Genomic DNA, 16,313 nt, shown 5'->3' on the forward strand with positions numbered 1-16,313 from the left:
TCTCCTATCCAAAGATTCCTAAATAAACACCAGCAATACCTACTACCATCGTCCCAACAATAAGAATAAGGGGATTTACTTTTTTCTTAAGTAACCAATAATAAAGCCATGTTGTTCCTAGACCGACAAGTCCTGGCATAATACCATCCAATATTTCTTGGAAGGGTTGTGCCGTTTCTCCGGTACCAATTTGTAAGGCCAATCCTGTATAAACCATTTCTTTCGACATACCACCAATAACCATGATCCCTAAGATACCTGCTGCCGCAAGAACTTTATCCATCACACCACTTTGTTGCATTTTCTCAAGATAATTAAAACCAATATTGTAACCGAGATGAGCTCCAAAATAACGTGCTAAGAAAGCAGGAATGTTATAGATTAAAAAGTAAGCGATGGGTCCAAGGATATTCCCACTCATCGCAAGTGATAAACCAACACCTAATGCAATAACTCGAATACACCCTACAAAGATCGAGTCTCCAATTCCAGATAAGGGTCCCATTAACGCCGTTTTAATCGCACTAATCGCCGTTGCATCGACCTCTCCATCTTTATGTTTCTCTTCCATCGAGCACACAATACCACCAACAAATGGTGCTAATTGGGGTGTAATATTAAAGAATTCAATATGACGTTGTAACGCTTCCGCATACCCTTCTTGATCATCCTTATAAATTTTTTTAAGGGTTGGATCCATCATCATGCCAAATGCAAGATGCATCTGACGTTCATAGTTCCAAGAAAACTCCATGCCTAAACTTCCAGCATTGAAGGCCATCTTGGTAATGTCTTGTTTGGTAATTACACTGTTGTTAGAAGTCATCATCATCGTCCTCCACATTTAATCCTGCCGGTGCTTGTCTAAAGCCCCCTAAGAAGTCAAATTTTTCAATTACAATAATGACACCGATAATCGCAATCCCTAATACCGGTACATTGAGATAAGCAGATAAAACAAATCCTAAGAAATAAAATGGTACAAGTTTCTTGTTTAAAATCATACGCATTAACATCGCAAATCCAAGCGCAGGAAGAAGTCCCGCAGCTGCATCCATACCGGCAATAATTTGTTCTGGTATTGCTGCAATAACATTAGACATTGCTTCAGCACCGAAGTAAAATCCTAGGCATACTAACAAGAAACGACGGACCACTGTAATCATCCCAATACTCCAGTGTGCTGTTTTAATACCACCAACACTACCTGCCTCTGCCGATTTATCAGCAATGCGTAGGATAAAGGAATTGACAACGTTAAAGATATTTCCAATTGCAAGTGAGATTAATGCAAGTGGCATAGCAAGCGCAATCGCTGCTTCGGTTCCAGATCCCATCGAGATTGCAAACGCTGTAGCCAATGTCCCACCAACAATTACATCCGGTGGAATATAGGCACCAATTGACACGGCCCCCATAAAGAATAATTCTAAAGTAGCACCAATAATAACACCTTGTTGAACATCTCCTAAGATAAGTCCAACAATGGGTCCAAGAATAATTGGGCGATTAATATACAGTGATCCCAGTTGATCCCCGAAGACACCCAATGCCGCTACTAAACCAATCAATATTGCTTGTAACATGAATTCTTCCTCCTTTTATAGTTTTACTACCTGCTTTGAGTCGCTGGATAACATCCGTATTTCTACTTCTTTTCCAGCATCCATTAATTCCTTCAACAATTTCTTATCGGTTTCACTAACAAAGATGGCTTTACTGATTTGTTCATCATCACCTTCTTTTTTCGTTCCACCAAGGTTAATGGATTGAATCTGTGGACATGCTTGCGCCAGCTTATACGCAACGTCAATGGTCCGTACGACAATTAACAGCTGATACTTATCTGTAACGCCACTGTTTAATGCGTTTATTGCATCTTCAACATTCTTTATGACTAACTTAACATTGGCTGGTTTTGCCAGTTTCAATGTGGTCTTCCAAATATCATCGGAAACGACATCATCATCTGCAATCAAGATACAGTCTGCACCAAGGGCATTGGTCCAAGAGAATGCAACTTGTCCATGTAAGAGACGATGGTCAACACGACATAATACAATCATAAGTTCCTCCTAAAATTCTTCTTCGACATCCATTCCAACAAGATCGTCATTACAATATCGTAATGACATACGACACGCTTCGATCTTTTCTATAAGTTCTTCACGCGTTATGGGGCCTTGAATTTCAACCATGATTGAAATAATAAGCGCTAGGTTAACGCCGGCAATGAGATGGAAATCACGGCTGCCCAATAACTTCATAAACTCTGTATTGACACTTCCGCCATAAATATCCGTCATGACCACCAAATCATCTTCAAGAGGGATTCCCTCGAAGCACATCATAATTTCTTGTGTGAGATCATGATGATCAACGTAGGCGGAAATAATATGAACGGAATCCACATCTCCGACAATGGCTTTGACGGCACTGTAGAATCCTTCGGCCAGGTGTTTATGACTTGCGATAATATAGTGTTTCATTTAGATCCCTCCCTGTTCTTTATATTTCGTTAAACTTTGTAAATCCGCATCACCTGGTTTTGTTTCATAACATTGTTTGGCTGTTTCCAGCGAGTAATAACCTTGATACTTATATTGATTAAATTTTGTAAGATCTTCCTGCATGTTTCGTTGTCCATCCCCCCATGCACAATGTCCTGAATCCACAAAATGCACATGAACAATATCTTCTTTAAAAACATTAAAGTAATCATCAATTGTTTCTTCAGCCTGGGTCATTGCCCCAAGGTCCAGACAAATTTTTAAGTTTTCACACGCCACAGCATCTTGATATGCTTTCAAATCTTGAACGGTATTCACCAAGCGTGATTCATAAGGCTGTAATGCCTCAATGGCAAGAAGAATTCCTTTCTCTTGCGCATATATACACAATCTTCGCATCATTGCGACACTGCGCTGATAGGCTGCTTCTAGGGGTTCGTCATAAAATGCCCAACCACTTGTTACTACCACCAGTTTCGCACCGACTGTATGCGCAATATCAATCATATTACGGAAGTAAGCATACACACGATTTTGTTGTTCAAGAGATCCTGTCGCCATGTTATGGGGCTTTGGATTTGTCTGTTCTGGACAGATTGCGATAATCTCTAACCCAAAATGCTCTGCATGGGTTTTAAGTGCAAAAGGATCATCATACTGTTGGTAATCCACAAAGAAGTGATGTGGACTGGTCCATATCTCACATGCATCAAAGCCTAGACTTGAAATGGTTTTAAAAAATGTATTCAAACTATAATATCGATAGTGACTGTTCATTGCTGATAGTTTCAAAATGAATCATCCTCTCCATGCTCTCGATTTTTATCATTTTCAATATAGTCATAAAGGAGTGCAATCTCTGATACCGGCAACATGACATTATAATGTTCGAGCATAGGGCCAAAACTATCATTCACATCACGAATAAAGGCTTGGTGGTCATGTTCAAAGCGTTTCACGTCCTTATAGTCGTCAATAGCTGTTTTAGTTACCAGACGTTCGATCAAAAAGCAGACATGAATATAAATACCGACAATCGTCTTACTTTGGAATGTCTTTTGCATCTTGCGTTCTAAATGAGATGTGGAATCACTGACAAAGTTCAAAAGTTTGTTTGCATTTAAAATGGTTAGATTCTGCATCACATTTTGAAGTGAAAAGTTTTTAAGTAGATTCCGGTTAAACACCTCAATCTCATCTGCATCCAGATAATCTTCCAAGGCCTTATCCACAATGGAAATATCTTTAAAACTGACAATATCCTCCAAACTTACACTGCGAATCGAATCCAGCGGTAATGAGTGTGGTTTCACCATCAACATCACTTCAAACTTATCAAATAAAGGATCCTTTAAACCATTTGTTAATAATTCTTTAAAGTCATACCGAATAAAACGAAGATCAATGGATTTAGGCAAGGACTGTTTAAAGAGGTTGACCATCCGATCTGCAACGGATACCCCTGCATCACTTACAAAGACCATGGCTTTTGTTTTCTCTGCACGATTCAAGATTTTATACTTGGTTACGGCTTGTTTCGAAGCTTTCGCTAAGATTTCTTCCAGTGGATATTCTTGACGAACCATTGAACCAATATGCAAGGCAATTGCCGTTGAACTGTTATTAATGACACCAACATTTAAATCTTTAAGAATGCGATCACCAATTAATTCCAACGATCCCATATCGACCAGTAAAATCAAATTCTTATAATACGGATTTAAGGCGATATAGTCATTCACCTTCATAATGATTTCTTCACTGCTACTATCCAGTGGCATATCAAAGGCATCAAAGATATGTTCCTCTAACAATTGATTGGCAGCATCCGCAATACTGCTTGCCGTCGAGTATCCATGTGATACAATCACGGCTGCCGTATCTTTGTGTTTAATGTTGTCGTTATAGAAATAAATATTTAGGATTAGAAAGATTAGATTGAAATCATTAAGCTTTAACTCTAAAGCTTGGTATACCATCTTTGAAATCTCATTTGAAATCATGAAAATGTCATACATTTCTTCTTTTAAGAACTCTAATAAAGCATTGATATCGTTACGATGTTTATACGTCCATCGATCAAGTTTTATTTTTTCATGTGATGTTGACAACAAAACCCGTGATAAGACAAAACTGCAATTGCTGGGAATGTTGATTTTGTTTTTTTGTTTCACATCTTCAAGCACATCATCAATAATTTTCTCAAGTCCATATACTTTTTGAAGGCTATACGATTGATCAAAAATCATCAAATCATAATAATTACGCATGGACTCAAAATCTTGTGCTAACATCTCACGATACGATAGCTGATTGCTTTGGAAACCGTTAAACGCTTTTAAGATATTTTTAAATAAATGCACGATCTTATCCGTTGATTCATGAATGACATACGTATCAATTTCAATAAGCTGCTTCATATCTTGTTCATTTGAGATGCTGTAGTTCAATTTATCTTCTGGTAAATGATATAAGTGACAATGCATGACACCTTGTTGCGCTGATTCCAGGGCTGTTGCGCAGATGCGCGTGATGCATTTTTTTAACTCATGAATGTCTTCATCAAATTTGAGTTGAAGCAATGCTTCTAACAGCTTGTATGAAATAAATATTTTTAAGCCGAGTTTTTGTTGTTCTTGCTTAAAGAATTTCAGGATGAAGTGTTCCTTTTCCTGAGTTCCACGTTGATCAAAGTGCGGAATCTTACATATAATTGGAAGACTTTGAAGTAACGAATAATCAAAGGCATCTTCCGGATTATAAGAGGTTCCAAAAACCAATCGACAATGAACCTTCACAACCTTGTGGTTTTTGGTGTAATAGCCATCTTTAATGACATTGGACACTTGGTATTGGATGTCTGGACGCATTCGATCTGCATGTTCAAGATAGAGCACACCAATTTCTTTTTGTTCCAACAAACCACTTTGTGTTTCATCCCCAAAAAGCAGGCGTTCATAATCACATTGCGGATCAATAAATTTTAGATGGTAAACGCTTTGTCCTGTTTGAATTAAGTCATGTTCCACACAAAATTTATGAATCATACGCGATAAATACGTCTTACCACTTCCGCGTTTTCCAAACAATACAATCGGCAATCCACGGCCTGGATAAAGCAGGGCTGACTTAATTTGTTGAACGATGTGACTTAATGATCCATCAAAACCAATTAAATCTTGGAAGGAATCATACCCTTCCGAACTCTGTATTTCATCCATGAGCGCTTTAACACTTAAATACTCACGCGATACATTTTGAACACGATAGCGCTTCTCAAATTCGTGTTTATCAAAGTAATACACCGGTCGTGACGATACCTTAATTAAGAGCCCTTCCTGAAACAATTCATTTAAGTATTGCGATACTAAGGAACGGCTTAAGTGTAACGATTCTGAAATCACTGCGGTTGTGAGTAAGGAAAAGTCATGATCGAGTAGAATTTGTGTTTCGAAAACAAGATACTGATAAATTTGTTCTTTTGTATTCATAGATACTCCTTCTTTTTCAATGGTGACTTTAACTGTCTCTATTGTACGAAGGGGATGAGATTTCGTCTTTAGTTTCATCATTCTTCGACAAAAACACTTAAAATCCATGATGTTCTAACACTGAACGCATGGTTCGACACTTATTTGTCGGTAATAACCGATATTGTGGGGATAGTGTCGAAATATGCGTTGATAACCTTAGAGTACCACACGCCGAATTTAAATCGACGGATTCCATAAATGTCTCATCATATCCTCATTTACCACTTATCACATAAAGACACACATTTCTTTCACTTTTTATTGACAGCGGTTACACCTCGTGCTAATATGTGCTTGTAAGATAGGATTGTTACTGAAGAAGGCAAGACCTACAAATATGGCGATACGCTATTTTTGTAGGTCTTTTTATATCTTCACGCAACAATTTCTAAATCATATAGAAAAGGAGAAGTGACATATATGATGAAACATTTACAGAAATTAGGCCGTGCCTTAATGCTTCCAGTAGCGGTATTACCGGCTGCAAGTTTATTAATGGGTATTGGTTATTGGATTGACCCTGTTGGATGGGGAGCTAACAGTGTTCTTGCCGCTTTCTTAATTGGATCGGGTAAAGCAATCATTGAAAAACTACCAATTATCTTTGCGGTAGGGATTGCTTATGGATTATCAAATGATAAAGATGGTGCTGCTTCCTTAAGTGGTCTTGTTGGTTTCTTAATGATTACCACATTACTATCTGTAGGATCTGTAGCAAACTTAAAAGGTATTGCACCTGAAGCCGTTAATGCTGCATTTGGAAAAATTGATAATGCCTTTATCGGTATTATTTCTGGGGTTGTTGGAGCGTTAATGTACAACAAATTCTCCAAAACAGAACTCCCAACCGCACTCGCATTCTTTAGTGGTAAACGCTTGGCGCCAATCATGACTGCAGTTGTGATGATGCCAATCTCAATTGCTTTACTATATATTTGGCCAATCGTTTATGGTGGTCTTGTATCCTTTGGTACCGCAATTTCATCCATGGGTCCTCTTGGAGCGGGTTTATTCGGTTTCTTCAACCGTCTCTTAATCCCTACAGGATTACACCACGCTTTAAACTCAGTATTCTGGTTTGATACAATTGGTATTAATGACATTGGAAACTTCTGGGGTGGTACCGGTGTTAAAGGAATTACCGGAATGTATCAAGCTGGTTTCTTCCCAGTTATGATGTTTGGACTCTGTGGTGCTGGTCTTGCAATGTATCAATCGGCAAAACCTGAAAATAAAAAAGTTGTGGGATCACTTATGCTTGCAGCAGGTTTCTCAGCATTCTTTACAGGGGTAACAGAACCAATTGAATTCTCATTTATGTTTGTTGCGCCTGCATTATACTTAGTACATGCAATCCTTACGGGACTTTCATTATTTATTGTTTCATCCTTTGGATGGACGGCAGGATTTGGATTCAGTGCTGGATTTGTTGACTTATTCTTAAGCTCACGTCTACCACTTGCAAACAAGCCTTATATGATCGTTGTATTTGGAATTGCATACTTCGCAATTTATTATGTACTCTTCCGCTTCTTAATTGTTAAGTTTAATATTAAAACACCAGGTCGTGAAGAAGTCCTACTTGATGATTCAGTGCTTGCTTCAACCGACAGTAAATTTGCACACCAAGCTGAAGTTATTCTTAATGCACTTGGTGGTAAAGAGAACGTTAAGAGCGTTGACTACTGTACAACACGCTTACGTCTTGAACTCTTTGACACAGGAAACGTTGATGAGAAAGCCATCAAAGGAACTGGTGCTGCTGGTATTGTAAGACCCGGTGGAAGCAGTCTCCAAGTTATCGTTGGTACAAACGTTCAGTTCGTAGCCGATGAATTCAAAAATTTAATCAAATAATCGTATACGTATTATCCTACTCTATAAAAAAACCGGTATCGCTACCGGTTTTTTTCATGCTTCATAATTTGGTATAGATGTATGGCAAGATACATGCGCTCATCCATCGAGAGTTCATAATCGAATCGTGTATTGACGTATTGATTAATCTTCGCGACACAATCGTTATACTTTTTTAGCTTCGCCGCAATAAATAAATTGAGTTCACCTATACTTTCATCAAATGGATGACTGGAACTTGGATTTCCAATAATCCGTTGTGCAAGATACTTTAGGTGGGTTGCAAGACGTGTATAAGCAGGTTGACTGGTATTCATCTTTATACCCAACTCACTCTGAACAATCGCCATAACATCCTTTAAAAACATCATAGTATTTTGAGCTTGGTGCGATATATTTCCATTACTTGCATTCACAATATGAATGACAAGGTACCCAATTTCATCTTGAGGCAAAGAAACCTCAAACCGTTTATTAATATAATTCAAAGCCCATGTACCTACTTTAAATTCATCAGGATAATACATTTTAATCTCTTCTGTAAACAGTCCTGGTAATTCCACATCCTCTTTCGATCTGAGTACTGCATAATAGATATGATCTGTAAGTGCCACGTTGATCGTATCACTCAGTGATATATCCAAAACAGAATGTGCATATTCTACGATGGCCCGCGTCGCTTCAAAATAATCCACTGGTATTTTATTAAGTAGTTGTTCAAAGTCGTCTTGGCTATCACTTACCACTTTAAACATTTTTTCGATGCGCGAAGCATCAATTTCGTCCCCTATTTTATGTTGGAAACCGATTCCTGAACCCGTAACAACCATATCTTCTCCATCGATAAATGTAGCGACACAGTTATTATTAAAGATTTTCGTTATGTGCATATCAAAAACCCATCCCCTTTTTTATAGGCCTATTATAACATAGACCCTTCTATTTAAAGGTGAAACTCGTCTTATCGTGATAAAAAAAGAGAGGTTATTCCTCTCTTTGGTTATTCAATTTAATTAATGTTTACCGTTAAGTTTAAGTAGTTTCATAATTTCAACAATAATCATTGGTACAAACATCAACATCACAACAATCATCCAATGATGAGCATCTAATGTTCCAAGTTTAAATAAATCATTGAGAACCGGAATGAATAATACCGCAAGAATCATGAGCCCATTAATGAGCGTTGCCATGATAAGGTATTTATTTTTCCAGAATGATGTGAATACTGATTTTTCACTTGAATGAATGCTGTAGGAATGGATTAATTGTGAGAATGCTAATACGATAAATGCCATTGTCGTTCCAGTTTCAGTATCTCCAACTGCCCATAGACGCCCTGCACCGTACATGTAAGCAAAGAGTGCAACGCCCCCTACAACAGCACCTTGGTACCCAATTCGCCAAAGCATTGATTTACTGATGAGTGAGCCTGTACGATCCGGTTGACGTTCCATAATACCATCTTCTGCACCATCAACACCAAGCGCTAATGCTGGAAGACTATCGGTTACAAGGTTAATCCATAATAAGTGAATTGGTAGAAGGGGTGCATCCCAGTCAAGAAGTACGGCAATTAATAACAGTAACAATTCTCCAACATTACATGATAGTAAGTATGAGATTGCCTTCATAATATTATCTTTAATACGACGACCTTCTCCAATAGCGGTTACCACTGTTGCGAAGTTATCATCTGTAAGAACCATGTCCGCTGCACCTTTAGCAACTTCTGTACCAACAATACCCATTGCAGCACCAATATCAGCACGTTTTAAAGCAGGAGCATCGTTAACACCATCGCCTGTCATCGCCACAATATCGCCATGACGTTTCCAAGCGGAAATGATACGCATTTTATGTTCTGGAGAAACACGTGCATACACGCCAATATGTTGAACTTGTTCAAACAATTCATCATCTGTCATTGCATCCAATTCTTTTCCAGAGATAACACGTTGTCCATCTTCAAGCAGTCCAATTTCACGACCAATTGCGGATGCAGTAACAGCATGGTCACCGGTAATCATTACAACACGAATACCTGCTTTTTTACTTGTTTTGATAGCTTCTGTTACTTCGGGACGTGGAGGATCAATCATCCCTACCAAACCAACAAAAGTAAGTTCACTTTCAATTTCTGTTGCTTCCAAATCCGTATTTGAAACAGATTTCTTAGCAAGTGCAAGAACACGAAGTGCCTTAACACCCATTTCTTGATTATGTTTTTGAATGCGTTCAATATCTTCTTGCGTAATAGCACGTATACCTTTTTCATCTTGATACTGCGTTACAACGGCAAGAACTTCATCAACGCCACCTTTTACAAATACCGTAGCATCACCATCAATATCATTGATCGTACTCATACGTTTACGTCCTGAATCAAAAGGAACCTCATTTAATCGTGTATGCTTTTGAATCAAGCCAACAGCATCAAGATCAAGCGCTTCTGCCCATGCAGATAATGCTGTCTCAGTTGGGTCTCCAAGCCAATTTCCATCGACCTTACGTGCATCATTACAGAGTAATAAACCACGTGATAATTCATTTACGTCACTCTCAGTCCAATGCTCTTTTACCGTCATCACGTTCTGTGTTAAGGTTCCCGTTTTATCGGAACAAATAACCGTTGCGGACCCAAGCGTTTCAACGGATGGTAAATTACGAACAATTGCATGACGTTCAACTAAACGTTGAACACCAAGCGCTAAGACAATTGTAGCCACAGCTGGTAAACTTTCAGGAACAACTGCAACCGCTAGAGAAACAGCTGTTAAGAACATTTGTAAGAAATCATGATTATTCAATACACCAACAAGGAGAATAATTCCACATGCAATAATCGCTCCAACACCCAGGATTCTACCCAGTTGATTTAATTGTTGTTGAAGCGGTGTCGGATCTGATTTTGTTTCAGTTAGCATTGTCGCAATCTTACCTACTTCGGTATCCATACCAACAGCAACGACAACACCTTGCCCACGACCATAACTCACCATTCCAGATGAATATGCCATATTTTTACGATCTCCCAAGACCGCATCTTCAGCACAGACAACATCTGCATGTTTTTCAACAGGTACAGATTCTCCCGTTAATGATGCTTCTTGTACTGTTAAAGAATTCGATTGAACAATACGTAAATCGGCAGGCACTAAATCCCCTGCATCCATTACAACCAAATCTCCAACAACTACATCATTAGAATTAATAGTTTGTTCTTCTCCACCTCGTATTACTTTTGCGGTTGGAGTAGACATATCTTGAAGTGCTTTAAGAGACTTCTCAGCTTTATCTTCTTGAATCATTCCAATAAGTGCGTTCAATGCAACGATTGCGAAAATTAAAATCGCATCAGCATGTTCCCCTACAATACCACTTATTAAAGCTGCAACAAGTAAAATAATAATTGTTACATCTTTAAACTGATCCAAAAGACGCATCATAAAACTTCGTCCCTTTGCTTCAGCCAATTTATTCTTGCCATATTTCTCACGTGATGCCTCAATTTGCGCATCCGTTAATCCGTTGACGATATCCGTCTTAGCTGCCACTTCTTCCAGTGACTTTGCATACCATTTTGTATCTTTCACAGGCTTCCTCCTTATACATTGGATAGTAAGTAAAATAAAAAGACCCTATCCGTGCCTAAAAAACTTGGATAAAGTCTCGAATTTATACACGTTCCGGACTCTAAAGTCGTGTTGACGAAACTGTGGACCTAAAGAATAGGCTTCTACTCCCTTTATGTATTAATAATAACAAATGCACCTATGGGTGTCAAAGTGTTTTGGGTGATATTGTACGATATTTTACACACTTTAAATGTTGAAAGATATGGATAAAGAGTTTGAATTTCATAAATAAAACCGAAACTCAAATGAGGTTTGAGTTTCGGTTAATAAAGGGCTATTTATAATAAAACATTTTAATGATTATAACGATTTTTCTTTGTTTGGATTACAAAGATTAGCATACCAACAAGACTTATGAGTAATCCATAGAGACGGATACTGCTTGCCGTAATCCCAGCGGCTGGAAGAACGGATTGTGGTTTCGCTAAGTTTTTAATAATTTTATCCATTTGATTCATTGATTGATTTAGTGATTTCTTAACATGGTCAAGTTTTGAACCGGAATTGATTGATTCAAGTCCTTCTTTTAAGACTTTATCCACTTCTGCTTTAGCTTTATCTTTTGCTTCTTGAGAAATTCCAGGAAGGCTATCAATCGCTTTTTTCGTTTCCTCAGCTTTCGCTTCTAAATCTTTTTTCGCTTTATTTTTTGCATCTTGCAATGTACTTTGATCAACAATTTCTTTCACAGCGTTATCTGTTGTATTTATTGCTTCTTCAACATCTTTAGGTGTCGTTCCTTGATCAATCGCCTCTTTACCTTCTTCAGTTTTTTGATCGATATCATCTTTAGCTTTTTGCTTTTCATCATCGCTTAAGTTTGGTAACTTATCGATTTCTTTCTTCGCATCTTCAGCTTTTTTATCGAGATCTTTTTTCGCTTCATTCTTTGAATCGAGAAGTTTACTATCATCAATAACTTCATTGATGCCCTTATCGGTTGTATCAATCACATCTTCAATTTCTTTTGGATTGTTTGATTGATCAATCGCATCTTTACTGTCTTGATTTTTTTGATCGATATCATCTTTGGCTTTTTGCTTTTCATCATCGGTTAAGTTTGGTAGCTCATCGATTTCTTTCTTCGCATCTTCTGCCTTTTTATCAAGTTCAGATTTAGAATCTTCTTTTTTCTTGTCTAAATTGCCTGTATTTTTAGTTTCATATTTCTTTTCAATTGCTTCCAATTCTTTGATTCCTGTTTTTAAATTTTCAGGAATATCGGTAATCACAGCTGTGTCTTCAATACGCTTAATTGCTTCAGCAAGTGTCTTATTGATTTCGGCATTTGCATCCTTGCGTTGTTGATCAGAGAGTGCTGGTTTGTCAGCAATTTGTTTACGAACTTCTTCCGCCTTAGCGTTTAAATCTGCGATTGCTTTTATTTTCGCATCATCAAGTTCTGCTTTGACAACAACGTTTCCAATATCCGTTTTTCCTTGGTTGTAAATTGAGTTAATATCTGATGGTGTTGATGCTTTATCGATATTTTTCGAAGCGTCACTTACTGTTTTATCAATAACTTTCTTCGCTTGATCTTTTTCAACTTGTGATAGGTTTTCAAGTTTATCAATCGTTTCTTTAGCCTTTTCTGCTTCTGCATTTAAGTTTGCTTTTTTATCATCCTTGAGTTTCTCAAGTGACTCAAAGTTTTCTTTTACGAGTGCATCCTTGATTGCATCCATCTCAGTTTTAGTTTCAGAAACAACTTTATTAAGATCCTCAATAGTCTTACCAGATTCTACATTTTCAAGACCTTTATTCAATGCATTATCGACTTCGCCTTTAGCTTTGTCTTTAACCTCTTGTGATAGTCCAAGTAATGCATCAATCGCTTTTTTCGTCTCATCAGCTTTCGCTTCTAATTCTTTTTTCGCTTTATTTTTAGCATCTTGTAATGTGCTTTGATCAACAATTTCGTTTACCGCATTATCTGTTGTATTTTTTGCATCTTCAACATCTTTAGGTGTTGTTCCTTGATCAATTGCATCTTTACCATCTTTAGTTTTTTGATCGATGTCATCTTTAGCTTTTTGCTTTTCATCATCCGATAAGTTTGGTAACTTGTCGATTTCTTTCTTTGCATCTTCCACTTTTTTATCCAAATCATCTTTGGCTTTATTTTTTGTATCCAGAAGTTTGTTGTCCTCAACAATATCGTTGATGCCTTTATCCGTTGTATCAATCACTTTTTCAATTTCTTTTGGATCGTTTAACTGATCAATTGCATCTTTACCCTCTTTGGTTTTTTGGTCGATATCATCTTTGGCTTTTTGCTTTTCGTCATCGTTTAAGTTAGGTAACTTGTCGATTTCTTTCTTTGCATCTTCTGCCTTTTTATCGAGTTCAGATTTAGTATCGTCTTTTTTCTTATCTAAATTTTCTGTGTTTTTTGCTTCATATTTTTGTTCAATTGCATCTAATGCATCCATTCCAGTTTTTAAATTTTCAGGAATATCTGCAATCTCTGTTGTATCTTCAATACGTTTAATTGCTTCTGCAAGTGTCTGATCGATCTCATCATTGGCATCTTTACGCTGTTGATCAGAGAGCGCTGGTTTATCAGCAATTTGTTTACGAACTTCTTCCGCCTTAGCATTTAAATCTGCGATTGCTTTTGTTTTGGCATCATCAAGTTCTGCTTTAACAACAACGTTTCCAATATCTGTTTTACCTTGATTGTAAATTGCGTCGATATCTGATGGTGTCGTTGCTTTATCCAGTTCTTTTGAAGCGTCATTGACCGTTTTATCAATCAATTTTTTTGCTTCTTCTTTTTCAGTTTGTGATAAGTTTTCAAGTTTATCAATCGTTTCTTTAGCTTTTTTAGCTTCTGCATCAAGACTTGACTTCTTGTCGTTAATTAATGCATCAATACTATCATTATTTTCTTTAATGATTGCATCTTTAATGGCATCCATTTCGGTTTTAGTATCCGTAACAACTTGATTAATATCATCTACAGACGTACCCGATTCTACCCCTTCAAGTCCTTTATTTAACGCATTATCGATTTCACCTTTAGCTTTATCTTTTGCTTCTTGGGAAATTCCAGGTAGTGCATCAATCGCTTTTTTCGTTTCATCAGCTTTCGCTTCTAAATCTTTTTTCGCTTTATTTTTTGCATCTTTCAATGTATTTTGATCAACAATTTCTTTCACCCCGTTATCTGTTGTATTTTTCGAATCTTCAACATCTTTTGGTGTCGTTCCTTGATCAATTGCATCTTTACCGTCTTTGGTTTTTTGATCGATGTCATCTTTAGCTTTTTGCTTTTCATCATCCGTTAAGTTTGGTAACTTATCGATTTCATTCTTCGCATCTTCAGCTTTTTTATCAAGTTCAGATTTTGAATCATTTTTACGATCAACTAGTGTTACATCATTAACAATTTTATCGATGTTTCCCGAAGCAGTATCTTTAGAATTGGTTGCATCTTCACGTGTTTTTGCATTATCAATTCCCTTCTTACCATCTTCTAATTCTTTTTGAATTGCATCAATTTTTTCTTTTTTCTCAGACTCAGATACATTTTTTAAGTCTTCAATTTTTTTGATTGCTTCATTAGCCTGATTCTCAAGTTCTTCTTTGAGAACTGGTTTTAATTCTTGTAATTCATAAACGCGTTCAACTTCTTTTAAATCATTAGTGAGTTTTTCATTTAGTCCAGGACTTGTCACGCCTTCAATCTTATTTTTTAAGTCATCGATTGTACTTTGGGTTACATCACCTTTTAAGACACGGTCATCAAAATTGTCAAAGGTATCTTTGATAGCATTTTCGATTCCTTTTGCGTGATCTAGTAAAGCTTGAGCTTTATCGAGCAAATCATTAACATATGCTTTAACATCACTTGCATAAGGGTTTCCTGATGCTGTGATTTTCGCACGAATTGCGTCAATATTTTTTTGGATTTCGGCAGTATCATTACCAACCAACTCTTTAAATTCACTGTCATTAAAAAGGGCATGCGTATCTTCTTGAATTAAATAATCATCTTTGAGGAAGAATCCCATTCTATGAATTTCAAGGTGTGTATTTTTATCGTTTGTAGCGAAATGACGTAAAGAAACCGTTACTTCTCCACTTCCATCAGCAACAAAAGGCAAACTAACAATTTCTAATTTATTGGTTGCGCTAAATCTTTCAGATGCAAGGCCGTTTTTTCCTGAAGTAGCAGTTCCAGGATAAATATTTAACATCCCGTTGCTTGTACCATTAACACTCTTCAACTCAGCTCTAAAGTAATATTCATAGCCTGCTTGAAGTTGAATTGTTTGACCAACGAGCATGAAACTTGCATTTTCGGCCACACTTGAGTTTTCTACTCTTATAGATTTTGACTTAAAGACACTATCATCTGTATTGTTTTTTTGGCCAACGAGATAGTTATATCTTCCAATATCGCGATATCCATCTGTTACTTTCGAACTGATCGTTCCAGCAGATTCTCCTCCAAATACATTATTTGTGGAGCTAAGTTTCCAGTTTGGAATCGTTGAATCTTTTGCACCATATCTCAGATAGGGGTTTTGTAATTTATTGCCTCGGAATGGAAACAATTCCTCTGTCTCTTGTGCAGATATTGTATAATTTTGGTTCATTGAAATACTTGTAACGAGCAAGACAAATGTTAATGCAAATGTCATGATCTTGTTTAATAGTTTATTTTTTTTCATCATAATATACTCCTTTTCTTATCAATACTACAGTGTTGCGTTTTTTAATTCCCCTCCCCATTCCGTAAGCACGCTCTATCAAGATAACATAGAATA

General features: G+C 37.1%; 10 protein-coding genes. 1 reads left to right on the plus strand and 9 read right to left on the minus strand.

The window, feature by feature from the left end; all coding sequences use genetic code 11:
* Window positions 1-4: 4 nt before the first annotated feature.
* The 6 genes from AAG186_RS07125 to AAG186_RS07150 are packed head-to-tail and all read right to left on the minus strand — an operon-like array spanning window position 5 to window position 6,001.
* Window positions 5-832 (minus strand): PTS system mannose/fructose/sorbose family transporter subunit IID, encoded by an 828-nt coding sequence (locus tag AAG186_RS07125; RefSeq protein WP_003774787.1) that lies wholly within the window; start codon window positions 830-832, stop codon window positions 5-7.
* Window positions 816-1,586 carry a PTS sugar transporter subunit IIC gene (locus AAG186_RS07130; RefSeq protein WP_123171105.1) on the minus strand — a complete coding sequence of 257 codons (771 nt, stop codon included), beginning with the start codon at window positions 1,584-1,586 and terminating at the stop codon, window positions 816-818. The genes AAG186_RS07125 and AAG186_RS07130 overlap by 17 nt, the downstream gene beginning before the upstream one ends.
* A 15-nt stretch (window positions 1,587-1,601) precedes the next feature.
* Window positions 1,602-2,066, minus strand: coding sequence for a PTS sugar transporter subunit IIB (locus tag AAG186_RS07135; protein ID WP_003774783.1), 465 nt, complete (start codon window positions 2,064-2,066; stop codon window positions 1,602-1,604).
* 9 nt (window positions 2,067-2,075) lie between these two features.
* Window positions 2,076-2,489: a PTS fructose transporter subunit IIA gene (locus AAG186_RS07140; protein ID WP_275164036.1), complete on the minus strand. Its 414-nt coding sequence runs from the start codon at window positions 2,487-2,489 to the stop codon at window positions 2,076-2,078.
* Window positions 2,490-3,302 (minus strand): sugar phosphate isomerase/epimerase family protein, encoded by an 813-nt coding sequence (locus AAG186_RS07145; protein ID WP_161637444.1) that lies wholly within the window; start codon window positions 3,300-3,302, stop codon window positions 2,490-2,492.
* A complete protein-coding gene (locus AAG186_RS07150) occupies window positions 3,299-6,001 on the minus strand; it encodes a sigma 54-interacting transcriptional regulator (protein ID WP_161637445.1) in 2,703 nt (900 codons plus the stop codon). The genes AAG186_RS07145 and AAG186_RS07150 overlap by 4 nt, the downstream gene beginning before the upstream one ends.
* A gap of 462 nt (window positions 6,002-6,463) precedes the next feature.
* Here AAG186_RS07150 and nagE point away from each other — a divergent pair, with 462 nt between their 5' ends.
* A complete protein-coding gene (nagE, locus tag AAG186_RS07155; protein WP_342621504.1) occupies window positions 6,464-7,900 on the plus strand; it encodes an N-acetylglucosamine-specific PTS transporter subunit IIBC in 1,437 nt (478 codons plus the stop codon).
* A 41-nt stretch (window positions 7,901-7,941) separates the two neighbouring features.
* On the opposite strand, the gene AAG186_RS07160 is transcribed toward nagE, so the two are convergent.
* The 3 genes from AAG186_RS07160 to AAG186_RS07170 form a co-directional block, all read right to left on the minus strand.
* Complete coding sequence (locus tag AAG186_RS07160) at window positions 7,942-8,790, minus strand: PRD domain-containing protein (protein WP_161637447.1); 849 nt, start codon at window positions 8,788-8,790, stop codon at window positions 7,942-7,944.
* A gap of 123 nt (window positions 8,791-8,913) precedes the next feature.
* Window positions 8,914-11,496: a calcium-translocating P-type ATPase, PMCA-type gene (locus tag AAG186_RS07165; RefSeq protein ID WP_161637448.1), complete on the minus strand. Its 2,583-nt coding sequence runs from the start codon at window positions 11,494-11,496 to the stop codon at window positions 8,914-8,916.
* Window positions 11,497-11,831: 335 nt separating this feature from the next.
* Window positions 11,832-16,220 (minus strand): DUF1542 domain-containing protein, encoded by a 4,389-nt coding sequence (locus tag AAG186_RS07170; RefSeq protein WP_342621505.1) that lies wholly within the window; start codon window positions 16,218-16,220, stop codon window positions 11,832-11,834.
* Window positions 16,221-16,313 lie beyond the last annotated feature (93 nt).

The organism is Erysipelothrix sp. P66, from assembly GCF_038682365.1.
GTDB classification, from domain to species: Bacteria; Bacillota_I; Bacilli_A; order Erysipelotrichales; family Erysipelotrichaceae; genus Erysipelothrix; species Erysipelothrix piscisicarius.

What these genes read in the sequence shown, in the direction of transcription:
- AAG186_RS07140 (WP_275164036.1), bottom strand. Translation starts at nt 2,489, where the DNA reads ATGAAACACTATATTATCGCAAGTCATAAACACCTGGCCGAAGGATTC.
- nagE (WP_342621504.1), top strand. Translation starts at nt 6,464, where the DNA reads ATGATGAAACATTTACAGAAATTAGGCCGTGCCTTAATGCTTCCAGTA.
- AAG186_RS07150 (WP_161637445.1), bottom strand. Translation starts at nt 6,001, where the DNA reads ATGAATACAAAAGAACAAATTTATCAGTATCTTGTTTTCGAAACACAA.
- AAG186_RS07130 (WP_123171105.1), bottom strand. Translation starts at nt 1,586, where the DNA reads ATGTTACAAGCAATATTGATTGGTTTAGTAGCGGCATTGGGTGTCTTC.
- AAG186_RS07160 (WP_161637447.1), bottom strand. Translation starts at nt 8,790, where the DNA reads ATGCACATAACGAAAATCTTTAATAATAACTGTGTCGCTACATTTATC.
- AAG186_RS07135 (WP_003774783.1), bottom strand. Translation starts at nt 2,066, where the DNA reads ATGATTGTATTATGTCGTGTTGACCATCGTCTCTTACATGGACAAGTT.
- AAG186_RS07170 (WP_342621505.1), bottom strand. Translation starts at nt 16,220, where the DNA reads ATGATGAAAAAAAATAAACTATTAAACAAGATCATGACATTTGCATTA.
- AAG186_RS07125 (WP_003774787.1), bottom strand. Translation starts at nt 832, where the DNA reads ATGATGATGACTTCTAACAACAGTGTAATTACCAAACAAGACATTACC.